The organism is Bradyrhizobium sp. USDA 3315 (genome assembly GCF_054056795.1).
This window is the reverse complement of the sequence record NZ_JBSRYP010000001.1, coordinates 6,604,262-6,619,768: the sequence shown is the minus strand read 5'-3', so window position 1 is coordinate 6,619,768 and position 15,507 is coordinate 6,604,262. Positions and strand designations below refer to the sequence as shown.

Genomic DNA, 15,507 nt, shown 5'->3' with positions numbered 1-15,507 from the left:
AATCTCAACGGATGAGATCCCTCACCGATAGCATTAGGTGGCTATCAGGCGGGGGGGTGTCAAGTCTCAGAAGTGTCGGGAAATATAGGCTAAACAAGCATTTGCTGCTACGCCGTAAGGGCGCCGCTGCTGCGCCACGGCGGCCGCCGGAGCGTCCGGCAGCCGTGCATTTTTGGCGGGTCGAGACGAGCGCCGTTTAGGCGCTCGCGCTGCTCTCGACGGCGCGGTCGGAACGATCCGCGTAGATGTAGAGTGGACGCGCCGTTCCCTCGACGACCTCGCGCGAGATAACGACTTCCTCGACGCCTTCCAGGCCCGGGAGATCGAACATGGTTTCGAGCAGGATGCTCTCCAGGATCGACCGCAGGCCGCGCGCGCCGGTCTTGCGCTCGATCGCCTTGCGGGCGACCGCGCCAAGCGCCTCGTCGGCGAAGGTCAGCTCGATGTTCTCCATCTCGAACAGCCGCTGGTACTGCTTCACCAGCGCGTTCTTCGGATCGGTCAGGATCTTCTTCAGCGAGGTCTCGTCGAGGTCCTCCAGCGTCGCAACGACGGGCAGACGGCCGACGAATTCCGGGATCAAGCCGTACTTCAGCAGATCTTCCGGCTCGACGTGACGGAAGATCTCGCCGGTGCGGCGGTCCTCCGGCGCGAGCACCTGCGCCGCGAAGCCGATCGAGGTCGAGCGGCCGCGCGCGGAGATGATCTTCTCGAGGCCCGAGAACGCACCGCCGCAGATGAACAGGATATTGGTGGTATCTACCTGCAGGAACTCCTGCTGCGGATGCTTGCGGCCGCCCTGCGGCGGGACCGAGGCCACAGTGCCTTCCATGATCTTCAGCAGCGCCTGCTGGACGCCCTCGCCCGACACATCGCGGGTGATCGAGGGGTTGTCCGACTTGCGGCTGATCTTGTCGATTTCGTCGATATAGACGATGCCGCGCTGCGCACGCTCGACGTTGTAGTCGGCGGCCTGCAGCAGCTTCAGGATGATGTTCTCGACGTCCTCGCCGACATAGCCGGCTTCGGTCAGCGTCGTCGCGTCAGCCATGGTGAAGGGCACGTCGAGGATGCGGGCCAGCGTCTGCGCGAGCAGCGTCTTGCCCGAACCGGTCGGACCGATCAGCAGGATGTTCGACTTCGCCAGTTCGACGTCGTTGTGCTTGGTCTGATGGTTGAGCCGCTTGTAGTGGTTGTGGACGGCGACCGACAGCACCTTCTTGGCATGGCTCTGGCCGATCACGTAGTCGTCCAGGACCTTGCAGATTTCCTTCGGCGTCGGGATGCCGTCGCGCGACTTCACCAGCGAGGACTTGTTCTCCTCGCGAATGATGTCCATGCACAGTTCGACACACTCGTCGCAAATGAAGACAGTCGGTCCGGCAATCAGCTTGCGAACTTCATGCTGGCTCTTGCCGCAGAACGAGCAATATAGCGTGTTCTTGGCGTCGCTCGTGCCGACCTTACTCATTCATTATCTCCGTCCGCCGTTCGATCTTGTTTGCCAGATCGACCCAATCCGGCACACAACCGGGCTGTTGGGTAGATAGAGCAAATTCCGTACCAAAAAAGACCCTACGCAATACTGACCGTGTGGATCACGGTTTATTCGAATCTCCGCGATCATAGCCGATGCATCACAGCCAACCATGCTGGCACCCGACTATCAAGAATTCGCTAATCGGATGGCCGGCTCAAGACCGTGACAATACCGTGATTTTCAACGATCGCACGTGGAATACGCGTCGAAATCCACGGAACGTTGCGGGATTACCACGTCGGTATATGAGCACGAAAGCGGAACTTTCCGCTGTGCGCATGCACCCGCCGGCGGGTCCAGCACCCTGCTTTTGCCGGTTATGTGAGGCGTCAATGTGGAGATCACACCGACGCCTCGAGATGCCTGCCCAGATCAGGCCGCCTTCGCGGCGGCCGGATCGTCCGGACGCTTGTCGATGACCTTGTCGACGAGGCCGAACGCCTTGGCGTCCTCGGCGGTGAGGAACTTGTCGCGCTCCAGCGCGTCCTCGATCGCCTTGTAGGTCTGACCGGTATGCTTCACGTAGATCTCGTTGAGGCGCTTCTTGAGATTCAGGATCTCCTGCGCGTGCAGCATGATGTCGGTGGCCTGGCCCTGGAAGCCGCCGGACGGCTGGTGCACCATGATGCGGGAATTCGGCAGCGTGAAGCGCATGTCCTTCTCGCCGGCGGCCAGCAGCAGCGAGCCCATCGAGGCCGCCTGCCCCGTGCACAGCGTCGATACCGGCGGACGGATGAACTGCATCGTGTCGTAGATCGCAAGGCCCGACGTCACCACGCCACCCGGCGAGTTGATGTACATCGAGATTTCCTTCTTCGGATTCTCGGCCTCGAGGAACAGCAGCTGCGCGACGATCAGCGTCGACATGCCGTCTTCCACCGGACCGGTGACGAAGATGATGCGCTCTTTCAGCAGGCGCGAGAAAATGTCGTAGGCGCGTTCGCCGCGATTAGTCTGCTCGACGACCATCGGCACGAGGTTCATGTAGGTTTCAACGGGATCGCGCATGAAAGAACCCAAGGGTTAGGGGTGATGCAGAACTTTGCTCAAGACTACTTGGCTCAAGACTACTTGGCTCAAGACCACTGCCTCAAGGCTTAACCCAGATATGGGCCAATTTCCGGCCGACAAGGCCGTCAACTCGCCGCACTAGCCACCTGGGCAGGTCGCAGAAGTTCAAGCTGATTCGCGTCTTCGCGCCTAGCGACGGGACCCGTCGCGAGGCGCGCTTTCGCGGTTCATCATTAACGCGAGGTGCCGAAATTAAGCGGCAGTTTTCTCGGCGTCTTCATCCTTGAACAGCTCCTCCTTGGTGACCTTCTTCTCGGTCACGTTGGCGAGCTCCAGGACGAAGTCGACAACCTTGTCCTCGTAAATCGGGGCGCGGAGCTGGGCCAACGCCTGGGCGTTGCTGCGGTAGTAGTCCCAGACTTCCTTCTCGCGGCCGGGCATCTGGCGCGCGCGCTCGATCACGGCGCGCGACACCTCGTCGTCGGTCACGGTAATCTTGTTCTTCTCGCCGATCTCCGACAGCACGAGGCCGAGGCGGACGCGGCGGTCGGCGATCTTGTGGTACTCCTCCTTTGCCGCTTCCTCGGTGGTGTTCTCGTCGGCGAAGGTCTTGCCGGACGAGTCCATCTCGGCCTTGATCGAGTTCCACATCAGATTGAACTCTTCGGCGACAAGCGACGGCGGCGCCTCGAATTTGTGGCTCTCGTCGAGCCGGTCGAGCAGCGCGCGCTTGACCTTCTGGCGGGTGGCGCCGGCGAACTCGGCCGTCAGGCGCTCGCGGGCGGCCTCCTTCAGCTTGTCGAGCGACTCCAGGCCCAGCGTCTTGGCGAACTCGTCGTCGATCGTGGTCTCACCGGGCGCCTCGATCAGCGTCGCGGTGGTCTCGAACTCGGCCGGCTGGCCGGCGAGCTTCTCGTTCAGATAGTTCTTCGGGAACGAGACCTTCAGCGTGCGAGTCTCATTGGTGCCGATGCCGATCAGCTGCTCCTCGAAGCCCGGGATGAACTGGCCGGCGCCGATCACGACCTGGATGCCCTCGCCGGTGCCGCCCTCGAAGGCTTCACCGTTGATGGTGCCCTTGAAGCTGATGGTGACGCGGTCGCCCTTCTCCGCCGCGCCCTCGGCCTTGGCATTGTACGGGCGGCTGCCTTCGGCGATCCGCTTGATGGCGTCGTCGACATCGGCGTCGGAGACTTCGACGACCGGCTTCTCGACCGAGAACGACTTGAAATCGGCGAGCTGGATCGGCGGCACGACCTCGATCGCGACGGTGTAGGTCAGGTCGGTCTTGCCCGACAGCAATTCCTCGACCTGGTCCTTCTCGGTCGGCATCGTGATCTTCGGCTCGCCGGCGAGGCGGAAGCCGCGATCCTCGAAGATCTGCCGGTTGGTGTCGCTGATGGTCTGGTCGATGGTCTCGGCCATCACCGAGCGGCCGTAGATCTTCTTGAGATGCGCCACCGGCACCTTGCCGGGACGGAAGCCGTTGAGACGGACCTTGTCCTTGAGGTCGACCAGCTTGGCGTCCGCCTTGGCATCGAGATCGGATGCCGGGACGCTGATCTTGAATTCGTGCTTCAATCCCTCGTTGAGGGTCTCGGTGACCTGCATGGTATCAATCTTCTTCCGCTTTTGCCGCGGCCCGAGCGGCCGTGGCAGTGTTCAATCTGTTCGACGATGGGCCTTGCGGCCTAACGTCTGTGGGTTCGGCGAACCCTCACCCCATCGGGGCCAAAGGTTCTCCAAGAATTCGTCATGCAAACGCTGTAAGCGCTTGGTGCGGGCGGAGGGACTCGAACCCCCACAACTTTCGTCACTGGAACCTAAATCCAGCGCGTCTACCAGTTCCGCCACGCCCGCGCGAAAAGCATCCCAGTCCGGCCGCGATGCCGCGGGCGGCCGGGCTTATAACATGCGCCCACCGGTTCGCAGCAAAAAAATGGCCGCTGTTGAGCCCGCCCTGCGACCGATCGCGACTGGACAGGTACTCTTGAAAATGGTCCGCATCGGCCGGATGGCAAGTCCTCCCGCAAGTCCCGAATTTTCACTCACCCGGCGCAACCTGATCGCCGCCCTCGGCGCCGCGGCGCTTTGCCCCGCTCTGCCGGCCACCGGCGCGGCGCAGGGCCGGACCGCGGTCGCGCTCCAGGCCAAACCTGACCGCATCTCGCTTCGTCCGGACGGACCGGGTCCTGGCGGACCGGAGACATCGGTCTGGTCGCTCGGCAGCGGCGACCTCCGCTTCAAACGCGGCGAGGTCCTTGACGTGACCTTTGGCAATGACCTGCCGGTCGCGGCCGCGCTGGACTGCCGCGGGCTCGACGGCGTCGCGGCGGCGGAGCCACTGGCCTCCCGGGCGCTGCTTGCCGCCGGGGCCAAGGATAGCTTCCAGCTGCCGCTTCGGCATGCCGGCACCTTCCTGTGCGAGCCGCTGGTCGGCGATGGCGGCACGGCGCCGGCACGGCCGCGGCCGCTGATCGTGACCGGCACCTCGCCGGTCGCGGTCGACCACGACGAGGTCCTGCTGATCGAGGAGTGGCGCCTGCGGCCGGACGGAAGCGCAATCCCGGCCGGCAATGATCCAAAAGATTCGACGCAAATTCATACGATTAACGGGAAAACCTCATACGATATCTCCGCACCGGCCAATGCCCGCCTCAGACTCCGCTTTATCAACGGCAGCCAACGCAGCGTGTTGGCGATCAAGCTGGAGAACCTCGACGTCCGTGTGATGGCCATCGACGGCCAGCCGGCCGAACCGTTTTCGGCCCGCAACGGTGCGCTCGCCCTCGCTCCCGGCAGCCGCACCGATGTCTTCGTCGACGCCGCCGGACCGGCCGGAACCAGCTTTCCGATCCTGCTGCACGACGGCAAGCAGGCTCGCCCGGTCGGCAAGCTGGCCGTCTCGAACGACCCGCCGGTCCGCTCGGCGCCGTTCCCGCCGGCACCGCCGCTGCCCGGCAACGACATGCCCGCTCAGCTCGATCTCAAGAGCGCCGCAAGGTTCGAGCTAACCCTCGGCACGCCGACCGAATGGTTCCGGCCGGCGGACTTCAAGCCATCAGCCGCTCCGGCCTTTCAGGCCAAAGCCGGCCGGCCGGTTGTGCTCGCGCTGACCAACCGCGGCCCGATCGCCAGCGTGTTTCATCTGCACGGCCATCACTTCCGTCTGCTCGACCGGCTCGACGACGGCTGGAAGCCGTTCTGGCTCGACACGCTCGCGATTGAGCCGGGCCAGACCCAGCGCATCGCCTTCCTTGCCGAATATCCCGGCCGCTATCTGGTCGAGCAGGTCGCGACCGACTGGGCCGCGCCGCGGCTGGTCCGATGGTACAGTGTCCAATAACAAAAAGAGGAAACGTCCATGAGCCAGACAGTTGCAGCGATCCGCGGAGTTCGTGCGCGAAGCGTCGTGGTGCCGCTCAAGCGCCCTGTGAGGAACGCCTTCGGCGTGATCGATTCCGGCCCGCTGGTTCTGATCGATGTCGAGACCGACCAAGGCGTTACCGGCCGCACCTATATCTTCGCCTACAGCAAGCTCACGCTTAGAGCACTTGCCTATCTGATCGAGGAGATCGGCCGCGAGCTCATCGGCAAGCCGGTCGCGCCGTTCGACCTGATGAAGGCGATGGACGCCAGGTTTCGGCTGCTCGGCTGGCAGGGCCTGGTCGGCATGGCGGTATCCGGTCTCGACATGGCGTATTGGGATGTACTCGGACAGCTTGCCGGCCGGCCGCTGGTCGAACTGCTCGGCGGCTCGGCGAAGCCGATCAAGGCCTATGACAGCTACGGCGTAGTCGATCCCGTCGCCGACGAGCGCGCGCTGCGCCGCTCGCTCGACCAGGGCTTCAAGGGCATCAAGATCAAGGGCGGCGACGGTGATGCCGCCAATGACGAGCGCGTCGTGAAGGGCGTGCGCGCCCTGCTCGGCCCCGACATTGCGTTGATGATCGACTTCAACCAGTCGCTCGATCCGGCGGAGGCGACCCGCCGCATCGCCCGCCTTGCGCCCTACGATTTGCACTGGATCGAGGAGCCGGTGCCGCAGGAGAGTCTGTCCGGCCACGCCAAGGTCCGCGAGACCTCGCCGACGCCGATCCAGGCCGGCGAGAACTGGTGGTTTCCGCGCGGCTTTGCCGAAGCGATCGCGGCCGGCGCGTCCGACTTCATCATGCCCGACGTGATGAAGGTCGGCGGCGTCACCGGCTGGATGCAGGTCGCGGGCCAAGCCGACGCCGCATCGATCCCGATGTCGAGCCATCTGTTCGCGGAAGTCAGCGCGCATCTGCTCGCGGTGACGCCGACCGCGCACTGGCTCGAGTTCCTCGACTTCGCCGGCGCGATCCTCACAAGGCCCGCCGAAATCGTCGACGGCGCCGTGACCGCTCGCGGTCCCGGGCTCGGCATCGAGTGGAACGAGTCGGCCGTCGCGAAGTATCTCGTCAGCTAGCGGCGATCCTGGCCGGTGAGCGCACGCTTCACCTTTGCGACGCATTCATGTAGGTCGATCCGAAATCGGAGCGCCCAATGTCGACCAATAGCAAGCTGACGCTCAAATTCCGCTGTCCGACGGAGCTTGACGGACTGATACCGGCCCCCATACCGGCGGCCCAGGGCGTTCCCGACTGGCTCAAGGCCATGCCGGCGACGGCCTTCTCCTCGATCAACCTGCACGACGAGGACACCATCAAGCGCTGCCCGCCGTTCGTGGATGCGATGACCTGCGGGTTCTTGCTGCCGCTGGTTTGCGATCTCAAGGTCGAGGACGGCGAAATCACCTGGGACCAGGACCTGCCGCCGGGAGGCACGCCGGAATTCCCACGCTCACCGATCGGCTTCCACGACCCGGGTCAGGTCACCGGCACTCCGCTGTTTGAAGAGGGCCGCTTCTTTCTCAAATTCCACAATTTGTGGACCGTCGAAGCCCCGGAAGGCTACGCGATCTACTTCACCCATCCCGTCAACCGCTTCGACCTGCCATTCACCACACTCAGCGGCCTGGTCAATTCCGACCTCTATGCCGACAATTGGGTGCACTTTCCGGCGTACTGGCACGACAGGAATTTCAGAGGCGTCCTCCCCAAGGGGACTCCGATCGCGCAATGTATTCCCGTCAAGCGAGACGACTGGACCGCGCAGGCAACGCCGTTCACCGCCGAAGACGCCAAGCGGGTCGGCGAACTCCGCACCGAGCTCAGACGGCAGCCGAACCTCTACCGGAGAAACTTCAGGGCGTAAGGCATGGCGGAATGCCGTCCGCCGCGCGCTCAATCTCACTCCCCGCCGAGGAACTTCGCAGCGGCGCTCTGGGAGAAGAAGAAGCGGCCATGAGATCCCGAGGCCATGACGAATGCCGCGCGTCCAAACAGCTGGGGCTGACCGCGCATCACCGAGCGCAGCGCTGCCTCGGCAGCATCGCGCTCCCCCTGCTCGAAAAGGCAGGTGGCGAGGTGGGCGCGGGTTGAGCGATCATCCGGGTATTGCGCGAGCACGCGGCGGAACGCATCCGCGGCTGCGGCGTAGTCGCCACGGAGGATCAGGACCCGCCCGAGCTGGTTGAGAATGTCGGGGCGTCCCGGCGCGGCATCACGTGCCGCCGTCAGGACGCTTGCAGCCCGCGCGATGTCATTGGTCTCCTGCAACAGGCGCCCGAGATTGAGCTTCAGGTCGACGCTCTCAGGGGCCAGCGCGAGACCGGCCTCGATCGTGCTGATCGCCTCGTCGTGTTGCCCGGCCTTGGCCAGCTGCCCGGCGAGTTCTTGAAAGGACGGAAAATATGGCGGGCGGCGTGCCGCCGTGCGCCGAAGCTGTGCGATGCCGTCGGTGACGCGGCCCGCGCCGCACAGCAACGCGCCGAGCAACGTCTCGACCTCTCCATCGTCGCCGCGACGGGCAACGCGCTCGAGCGCGGCGATCGCCTCGCCTCCCCGGTTCTGCCCCATCAGGGCATGCGCAAGAAGAAGCGCGGCGTGTCTGTCCGTGCGGTTCGATTTCAGGACGTTCGTCGCAATCTGCTCGGCCTGAGCAAACTGCTGCGCCCGCAACGCCAAGGCACCTTGTTGCAGCGCCTGAGCGAGGAAATTGTTCTGCCTGCCACTCACGAGCGAGATTCACGGTGCCGAGGGAATACCCTGCGCGTTTAGCCCGCATCTTTCGACGCGTCCACCAAAAGTATCGTAAGACGGACGAGGCCCGGATGTCCGCATCCGTTGATCACGCGGACATCGCGCGCTTCGTCCCGCTACTCCCCGCCGGCGGCGATCCCACTAGGGCTTGGTTGCAGCTTGCCGCGCACCTCCGCGGATGAGGCTTCGCCGTCCATCGCCTCCGGCCGCAATGCCTCCAGCGGACGCTTGCGGGTCTCGATGCCGAGCACCGCGACCGCGATCGCCTGCACCACCAGGAGCCCGGCCACCACAGAGACGACGCCGGTGACACCGAACCTTGTGAACAGCTCGACCACGATGAACGGCGTCACGATCGACATCAGGCGACCGGCGGTGTTGCAGATGCCGGAGCCGCGCATCCTGAGCTCGGTCGGGAACAGTTCGGGGATGTAGAGCCCCCAGGCCAGCGCCAGCATCACCGCCACCGTGAAGACCAGGAGGAAGCCGATCACGACGAAGGCGACCGGGTTGATGAACATCGGATAGATCAGTCCGAGCCCGGCAGCCGCGAGCGACAGCACGATCAGCGACGGCTTGCGGTCGATCTTCTCGCCGATCCACATTCCCGACAGCGTGCCGAGCGGGCTGCCGAGCGTCATCAGCATGGTGTAGCCGAGCGATGACGACAGGTTGATGCCCTGCTTGACGAAGAAGGTCGGGATCCAGGCGATGAAGCCGTAGACCGCGGTGTTGAGCCCGATCAGGATCAGGCAGCCGACGATGGTCCGCGCGATCAGTGCGCGCGAGAACAGGCGCGTGAAGCGAACGTCCGGCTGCACCGGGGCCGGCTGATAGGCCGGGGTCGCCAGGGTCCGGCCCTTGCCGACCTCCTGCTCGATCGCCGTCAGCACGGCCTCCGCCTCGGCGCTCTTGCCCTGCGTCTCGAGCCAGCGCGGCGATTCCGGCAGCGAGCGCCGCAGGAACCAGACGATCATCGCGCCGACGCCGCACAGCGCGAACATCCAGCGCCAGCCGAGATGCGGAATGACGACCCAGCCGACCAGGGTCGCGACGAACAACGCACCATTGGTGCAGGTCGCGAGCGCCGCGCCCCAGCGGCCGCGCTGCTGCGGCGGGATGAATTCGCTGAGCACGACATAGCCGACGACGATCTCGGCGCCGAGCCCGAGGCCCATCACGAAGCGGGCCCCGATCAGCCAGTTCATCGACGGCGCGAGCGTTGCCGCCAGCGCGCTGAGGCCGAAGATCAGGAGATTGGCCTGGTAAGCGAACTTACGGCCAAAGCGGTCGCCGGCGACGCCCGCCAGCCAGGCGCCGATCAGCATCCCGACAAAGGTCGCCGAGATGAAGCGCGCATTCTGGGCGAGGTCCGAATAGCCGGACTGAACCAGTGCGCCGAGAATGCTGCCGGCGAGGAAGATCTCGAAGCCGTCGACGAACAGCCCGGCTCCGATCAGCGCGAATATCCGGTAGTGAAATCCGGCGATCGGCAATCTATCGAGCCGGCCCCCCGCGTTAACGCCCTTGGTCACTTCAGCCTCCCTGATTTTGATTTTGTTTTGATCGTTGTCTGCGCCGGCGTTCTGTCCCGACCTCATCCGGTCGAGACGCGCGCCTCCTCGTCGGCTACGCCGGCATGCACGGCCTGCGGCCGCGGCAGGCCGAGATTCTCGCGCAAGGTGTCGCCCTGATACTCGCGCTGGAACAGGCCACGGCGTTGCAGCTCGGGCACGACGAGGCGCACGAAGTCCTGATAGGTGCCGGGCACATGGGTGGCCGCCACGACAAAGCCGTCGCAGCCGCCTTCGCAGAACCAGCGCTCCATCTGATCGGCGACCGCCTTGGGCGAGCCGACGAAGGTCGGCAGTTCGGCGAGCGTTCCCCTGCCGCTGAACTGCACGAAATCGCGCGGTGTCGGATTGGGCTTGCCGCAGAGATTCATCACGCGGTCGCGGATCGCCTGCAATCCGCTGATCGATGCCAGCTCGTCCGATGTAAACGGCTCGTCCATCGGCTTGGCCGCGAAATCGTAGTTCAACACCTCAGACAACAGCGTCAGCGCATCGATCGGCTTGGCGAGCCGGTTGATCGCCGCGAACTTGTCCTCGGCCTCGGCCTGGGTCTCGGCGACGACTGGATAGACCGCCGGCGCGATGCTGATGTCCCTGCCCGTCTTGGCCAGCGTCCCCTTCAAGTCCGCATACTGCTTCTTCGCGATGTCGAGATTGGGATAGATCACGAAGATCAGTTCGCCCCAGCGCGCCGCGAAGGTCTTGCCGCGGCCGCTCTGGCCGGCCTGAATGATCACCGGATGGCCCTGCGGCGAGCGCGGCACCGTGAACGGGCCCCGCGAGCGGAAGAACTGGCCGTGATGGTCGAGCCGGTGCACCTTGGCCGGGTCGGCGAATAGCCCGCTCTCGCGGTCGAAGCTGACGGCGCCGTCCTCCCAGCTGTTCCAGTGGCCGAGCACGACCTCCATGAACTCGTCGGCCCGGTCGTAGCGCAGATCATGGCTGAGGTGCTGCGAGGCGCCGAAATTCGCCGCCTCGGAGTCGTTCAGCGAGGTCACCACGTTCCAGGCGGCGCGGCCGTTCAGCAGCAGGTCCATCGTCGCGAACACCCGCGCGACGTGGAACGGCTCGTAATAGGTGGTCGAATAGGTCACGCCGATGCCAAGCCGCTCGGTCGCCAATCCCATCGTGAGCGCAACCGAGACCGGATCGAGCTTCGCCGCGCGCACGCCGTGGCGGATGGTCTCGCGGAAATCGTCGCCGAAGCGATCGGGGATCGCGAGCCGGTCGTCGAAGAAGGCGAGATGGAACTTGCCGTGCTCCAGCGTGCGCCCGATCTCCTGGTAATAGTCGCGCGAGAACCAGTTCGGCTTCGAGTCGGGATGGCGCCAGGAGGCGGGATAGTTCGAGCAATTCTGGGCCTGCAGGAAGCCGATCAATTTCATCTGCCTGGTCATGGCGTGGTTCCTTCGTGGCCGCGGGAGAATTGGGGCATGTCAGATCACCCCGTCGCTGCGCAGCGCGGCGAGCGCCGCCGCGGTTGCGCCGGCAAGTGAGGTCAGGACTTCGTCGGTGTGCGCGCCGAGCGCGACGCCGGCATGCTTGAACTGCGGCGGCGTGCGCGACATTTTTGGGATCGCGCTCGGCACCGCAATCGGCCCGGCGCGCGAGGGCACCTCGGCGATGTTGCCGCGGGCGCGGTATTGCGGGTCGGCGAAGATGTCACTGATGCTGTAGATCGGCCCGCAGGGCACGTCGTAGCGCTCGCACTCGGCAAGCGCCGTCTCCAGCGGCTTGGAGCCGATCCAGTCGGCGACCATCCCGTTGACCTCCTCGCGCCGCGCCAGGCGGCCGGCCATGGCCGCATAGCGCGGGTCGGTCGCGAGTTCGGGGCGCTGCATCGCCTGCGCCAGGCGCTCGAACATCTTGTCGCTCGAACAGGCCAGCGCCACCCATTTTCCGTCGGCGGTCTGGTAATGGCTGTGCGGCACGACATTGACGGTGTCGGCACCGAGGCGTTCGCGGACGAAGCCGGTCTTGGCGAACACGGTCGCCATCTCGTCGAGCAGCCGAAACACCGATTCATAAAGCCCGATATCGACCACCTGCCCGTGTCCGGTGGCTTCGGCATGGCGCAGCGCCAGCAGCACGCCGAGCGCGCCCCATAGCCCGGAAATGTAATCGGCGAGCGAGGTCGATCCCGGCATCACGGGTTGGCGTCCCGCCTCGCCGGCAAGATAAGCGAGCCCGCTGAAGCCGTGCGCGATCCGGGCAAAGCCCGGCTTGTCGCGCAGCGGGCCGTCCTGCCCATAGGCGCTGATGCGTAGCATCACGAGTTTTGGGTTGATCTCGCGCAGCGCCTCGAAGCCGAGCCTCCATTTTTCCAGCGTGCCCGGCCGGAAGTTCTCCAGCACCACGTCGGATTGGCGGACCAGCTCGCGAAACAGCGCGGCACCTTGCTCGGTGCGCAGATCGAGCGTCACCGACTTCTTGTTGCGGGCCTCGCTGAGCCAGACATAGGTGTCGCCGCAGTCGCTCGGGGTGCCGAACCGGCGCAAGGGATCGCCTGTGCCCGGCTGCTCGATCTTGATCACCTCGGCGCCGAAATCGGACAGCACCGTCCCGCAGAACGGCGCCGCCACGAAGGTCGCGATGTCGAGCACGCGAATTCCGGAGAGCGGTGGCTCATGCGACATCCCGCACTCCTTGTCTGCCTGCCGCCTGAATTGCGTCATGGCGCTCGATGATCGCCTGCGCGCGCTTGAGCACCGCAAGATCGATCAGCACGCCGTCCTGCCCGAAGGCGCCGTCGCCGCCGGCGCTGGCGGACTGGATCTTGGCGGTGATCTCGCGCGCCCAGCCGATCTCGCGTGCGGTCGGCGAGAACACCTCGTTGGCGGTCTCGAGCTGCGAGGGATGGATCGCCCATTTGCCCTCGAAGCCAAGCGCGGCCGCCCGCGCCGCACTGGCGCGAAAGCCTGCGGCATCGCCGAAATTGGCATAGGGGCCGTCGATCGCACGCAGGCCGTGGGCGCGGCAGGCATTGGCGATGCGGGCGAGCGCGAAGTGCCACTGGTCGTTCCAGTGCATGCGGCGCGCGCCGCCCTCGACCGCATCGGTGAGCACGGCATAGCGCGGATCGGAGGCGCCGATGATCTCGCCGCAGGTACGCAGGTCGATCGAGTAATCGCCGATGCCGAAGATGACCGCTTCCAGCCGTTCCGACGCCTGCACGATGTCCTCGACATTGGCGAGCCCAAGCGTGGTCTCGATCAGGATCTCGATGCCCAGCGGCCTTGCGCGCGGGAACTCGCGCTCGAGCCCCGCCAGCAGCGCGTCGACGAAACGGACGTCGAACGCGGTGCCAACCTTCGGCACCATGACGAGGTCGAGGCGCGGCGCGCGGCTGACGATCTCGATGACGTCGCGATGCGCCCATTCGGTGTCGAGCCCGTTGATCCGCACCGCCAGCGTCTTGTTGCCCCAGTCGATCCGGTTCAGCGCCTCGATCGCGATCTCGCGCGCCTCGGGTTTTCGCGGCGGCGCAACCGCGTCCTCCAGATCGAGGAAAATGAAATCGGCCGCGCTACTCGCTGCGCGTTCGAAGAAATGGGTCGAGGTCGCGGGAACCGCGAGTTCGGAACGCTGGACGCGGCGCGTGCGCGGCTTGGTGACGGTGAAGGACATCGGAGCGTCTTTTCTGGAGCATCTTTTCTGCATCGCGCCGCAGGATCGTCTCCCACGGCCAACAACAATCATGCTAGATGTCCGACACTGATCTTTCTAACGAGATTATCTTAAGAACTGTTCAGTTCTCCGGGACAATCGTCTGCAGGGCAAAACGATGTCGCAGATCAATTTCAAGCTGCTGCACATGTTCATCGCGGTCGCGGAGAACAAGAGCTTTCGCCAGGCCTCCGAGCAGCTCAACCGCTCGCAATCCGCGGTCAGCATGCAGATCAAGCTGCTGGAGGATCAGGTCGGCGCCGCGCTGTTTCATCGCACGACGCGACGCGTCGAGCTGACCGCGGAGGGACTGCAACTGCTGACGCATGCGCGGCGCGCGCTCGGCGAATGGGAGAACGGCCTGCGCGAGATCCGTGAGGTCATCGACATCCAGCGCGGCACGCTGTCGCTGGCCTGCGTCCCGACCATTGCCGCGACCATCCTGCCGCAGGCGCTGCACGCCTTCCAGGCGAGCTATCCCGGCATCAACATCAATCTGCGCGAGCTTGCGGCCGAGGACATGCTGGACTGCCTGCGCCGGCGCGAGGCGGATTTCGGCATCGGGCCGGAGATGGACGGCTCGACCGAGTTTCAGTTCGCGCCGCTGTTCAACGACCCGATCTATGCGTTGGCGACAAGAGCGTTTCCGTTTCGCAAGCGCAGCGCGGTCGACCTCACCGAACTGTCCGCCTATCCGATCCTGCTGAACTCAAAATCGGCGGCGCTGCGCTCGATGCTGGAGCGTGCGCTCGCCACGCGCAATCTGCAAATGAAGATCAAGTTCGAGGTCGAACACAGCTATACGCTGGCCGCGTTGGCCGGCGCCGGCCTCGGCGTCGGCATCCTGCCGAAGGTCGCCTTGCCGCGGCCGGTCAGGAAGACGATGCAGGCGCTGCCGATTGTCAATCCTGTGCTGGAGCGCACGGTCTGCATCGTCTCGCTGCGCGGACAATCGTTCTCGCCGGCCGCCGGCGCGCTGACATCAGTGATTCACAAATTCCTCAAGCCGCGCCCTTAGGTCCGCCGGGCCAACCCGCAGAACGCGCCACCAAAATAGATCAGCGGCGTCTCCCCCTCACGCAGATGCATCGCGCGGACCGCGCCGACGAAGATCGAATGCGTGTCGTGCGCATGCTCGTCGATCAGCTCGCAGTCGAGCCCGATCAGCGCATCCTTAAGGATCGGCGCGCCCGCGGCCAGCGACAGCCAGCCGTCGGCGTCGGAAAAGCGATCGTCCCGCTCGATGCCGCGGCGGCCGGCGAACACGTTGGCCAGTTCGGCCTGGTCGGCGTGCAGCATGTTGACGCCGAACGCGGCGGTGCGCCGGATCAGGCCATGCGCGCTCGCCGAGAGGTTGACGCAGGCGATCAGCCGCGGCGGCGTGTCCGACAGCGAACAGACCGACGTCGCCGTCATCCCCGTTCTGTCGCCCGGGCCGCCCGCCGACAGGATCGTCACCGCACCGGCGTGGTGGCGCATCGCCGCGCGATAGGACGCGGGGTCGACGCTCCCGTGAGCCGGAGCGGCGGCGGTCCGTGAGGCGGTCGAAAGCAGGCTGGTCGGTGCATTCATCTGGCTGTTCCGGGCGAGA

The 15,507-nt window shown here is 65.1% G+C and carries 13 protein-coding genes and 1 tRNA gene; 4 read left to right on the top strand and 10 right to left on the bottom strand.

Annotation, left to right across the window (positions count from 1 at the left end; translation table 11 throughout):
* Positions 1 to 196 precede the first annotated feature (196 nt).
* The 4 genes from clpX to ACVIYL_RS30985 form a co-directional block, all read right to left on the bottom strand.
* Positions 197 to 1,471, bottom strand: a complete 1,275-nt coding sequence (gene clpX / locus ACVIYL_RS31000) for an ATP-dependent Clp protease ATP-binding subunit ClpX (protein WP_018271869.1) — start codon at positions 1,469 to 1,471, stop codon at positions 197 to 199.
* 441 nt (positions 1,472 to 1,912) lie between these two features.
* The gene (locus ACVIYL_RS30995) at positions 1,913 to 2,548 is read right to left on the bottom strand and encodes an ATP-dependent Clp protease proteolytic subunit (RefSeq protein WP_016847729.1); all 636 of its coding nucleotides are present in this window, start codon (positions 2,546 to 2,548) and stop codon (positions 1,913 to 1,915) included.
* A gap of 255 nt (positions 2,549 to 2,803) precedes the next feature.
* On the bottom strand, positions 2,804 to 4,162 hold the full coding sequence (gene tig / locus ACVIYL_RS30990; RefSeq protein ID WP_253608445.1) for a trigger factor: 1,359 nt from the start codon (positions 4,160 to 4,162) through the stop codon (positions 2,804 to 2,806).
* Positions 4,163 to 4,326: 164 nt separating this feature from the next.
* Positions 4,327 to 4,411: transfer RNA gene (locus ACVIYL_RS30985), tRNA-Leu, on the bottom strand.
* A gap of 136 nt (positions 4,412 to 4,547) precedes the next feature.
* Here ACVIYL_RS30985 and ACVIYL_RS30980 point away from each other — a divergent pair.
* The 3 genes from ACVIYL_RS30980 to ACVIYL_RS30970 all read left to right on the top strand — a co-directional run bounded on the left by ACVIYL_RS30980 (position 4,548) and on the right by ACVIYL_RS30970 (position 7,789).
* Positions 4,548 to 5,897 carry a multicopper oxidase family protein gene (locus ACVIYL_RS30980; protein WP_456781904.1) on the top strand — a complete coding sequence of 450 codons (1,350 nt, stop codon included), beginning with the start codon at positions 4,548 to 4,550 and terminating at the stop codon, positions 5,895 to 5,897.
* Positions 5,898 to 5,915: 18 nt separating this feature from the next.
* Positions 5,916 to 7,001 (top strand): enolase C-terminal domain-like protein, encoded by a 1,086-nt coding sequence (locus ACVIYL_RS30975; protein ID WP_456780446.1) that lies wholly within the window; start codon positions 5,916 to 5,918, stop codon positions 6,999 to 7,001.
* Between the two features lie 77 nt (positions 7,002 to 7,078).
* Entirely contained in the window at positions 7,079 to 7,789 is a 711-nt protein-coding gene (locus tag ACVIYL_RS30970; protein ID WP_253608443.1) for a hypothetical protein, read from the top strand.
* A gap of 35 nt (positions 7,790 to 7,824) precedes the next feature.
* Here the strand turns inward: ACVIYL_RS30970 and ACVIYL_RS30965 are convergent, their stop codons facing one another.
* The 5 genes from ACVIYL_RS30965 to ACVIYL_RS30945 form a co-directional block, all read right to left on the bottom strand.
* Positions 7,825 to 8,652: a tetratricopeptide repeat protein gene (locus ACVIYL_RS30965; RefSeq protein ID WP_456780445.1), complete on the bottom strand. Its 828-nt coding sequence runs from the start codon at positions 8,650 to 8,652 to the stop codon at positions 7,825 to 7,827.
* 140 nt (positions 8,653 to 8,792) lie between these two features.
* Positions 8,793 to 10,211, bottom strand: a complete 1,419-nt coding sequence (locus ACVIYL_RS30960; RefSeq protein ID WP_456780444.1) for an MFS transporter — start codon at positions 10,209 to 10,211, stop codon at positions 8,793 to 8,795.
* Between the two features lie 62 nt (positions 10,212 to 10,273).
* A complete protein-coding gene (locus tag ACVIYL_RS30955) occupies positions 10,274 to 11,647 on the bottom strand; it encodes an LLM class flavin-dependent oxidoreductase (protein ID WP_253608441.1) in 1,374 nt (457 codons plus the stop codon).
* 39 nt (positions 11,648 to 11,686) lie between these two features.
* A complete protein-coding gene (locus ACVIYL_RS30950; protein WP_456780443.1) occupies positions 11,687 to 12,886 on the bottom strand; it encodes a CaiB/BaiF CoA transferase family protein in 1,200 nt (399 codons plus the stop codon).
* Positions 12,876 to 13,877 carry an HpcH/HpaI aldolase/citrate lyase family protein gene (locus tag ACVIYL_RS30945; protein WP_253608439.1) on the bottom strand — a complete coding sequence of 334 codons (1,002 nt, stop codon included), beginning with the start codon at positions 13,875 to 13,877 and terminating at the stop codon, positions 12,876 to 12,878. The genes ACVIYL_RS30950 and ACVIYL_RS30945 overlap by 11 nt, the downstream gene beginning before the upstream one ends.
* A gap of 157 nt (positions 13,878 to 14,034) precedes the next feature.
* Here ACVIYL_RS30945 and ACVIYL_RS30940 point away from each other — a divergent pair, with 157 nt between their 5' ends.
* The gene (locus ACVIYL_RS30940) at positions 14,035 to 14,934 is read left to right on the top strand and encodes a LysR family transcriptional regulator (RefSeq protein ID WP_253608438.1); all 900 of its coding nucleotides are present in this window, start codon (positions 14,035 to 14,037) and stop codon (positions 14,932 to 14,934) included.
* On the opposite strand, the gene ACVIYL_RS30935 is transcribed toward ACVIYL_RS30940, so the two are convergent.
* On the bottom strand, positions 14,931 to 15,488 hold the full coding sequence (locus ACVIYL_RS30935; RefSeq protein WP_253608437.1) for a flavin reductase family protein: 558 nt from the start codon (positions 15,486 to 15,488) through the stop codon (positions 14,931 to 14,933). The genes ACVIYL_RS30940 and ACVIYL_RS30935 overlap by 4 nt on opposite strands.
* Positions 15,489 to 15,507: the final 19 nt, after the last annotated feature.

Coding starts and splice junctions, on each gene's coding strand:
- ACVIYL_RS30970 (WP_253608443.1), top strand. CDS start 7,079: ATGTCGACCAATAGCAAGCTGACGCTCAAATTCCGCTGTCCGACGGAG.
- ACVIYL_RS30945 (WP_253608439.1), bottom strand. CDS start 13,877: ATGTCCTTCACCGTCACCAAGCCGCGCACGCGCCGCGTCCAGCGTTCC.
- ACVIYL_RS30975 (WP_456780446.1), top strand. CDS start 5,916: ATGAGCCAGACAGTTGCAGCGATCCGCGGAGTTCGTGCGCGAAGCGTC.
- ACVIYL_RS30955 (WP_253608441.1), bottom strand. CDS start 11,647: ATGACCAGGCAGATGAAATTGATCGGCTTCCTGCAGGCCCAGAATTGC.
- clpX (WP_018271869.1), bottom strand. CDS start 1,471: ATGAGTAAGGTCGGCACGAGCGACGCCAAGAACACGCTATATTGCTCG.
- tig (WP_253608445.1), bottom strand. CDS start 4,162: ATGCAGGTCACCGAGACCCTCAACGAGGGATTGAAGCACGAATTCAAG.
- ACVIYL_RS30935 (WP_253608437.1), bottom strand. CDS start 15,488: ATGAATGCACCGACCAGCCTGCTTTCGACCGCCTCACGGACCGCCGCC.
- ACVIYL_RS30940 (WP_253608438.1), top strand. CDS start 14,035: ATGTCGCAGATCAATTTCAAGCTGCTGCACATGTTCATCGCGGTCGCG.
- ACVIYL_RS30950 (WP_456780443.1), bottom strand. CDS start 12,886: ATGTCGCATGAGCCACCGCTCTCCGGAATTCGCGTGCTCGACATCGCG.
- ACVIYL_RS30995 (WP_016847729.1), bottom strand. CDS start 2,548: ATGCGCGATCCCGTTGAAACCTACATGAACCTCGTGCCGATGGTCGTC.
- ACVIYL_RS30980 (WP_456781904.1), top strand. CDS start 4,548: ATGGTCCGCATCGGCCGGATGGCAAGTCCTCCCGCAAGTCCCGAATTT.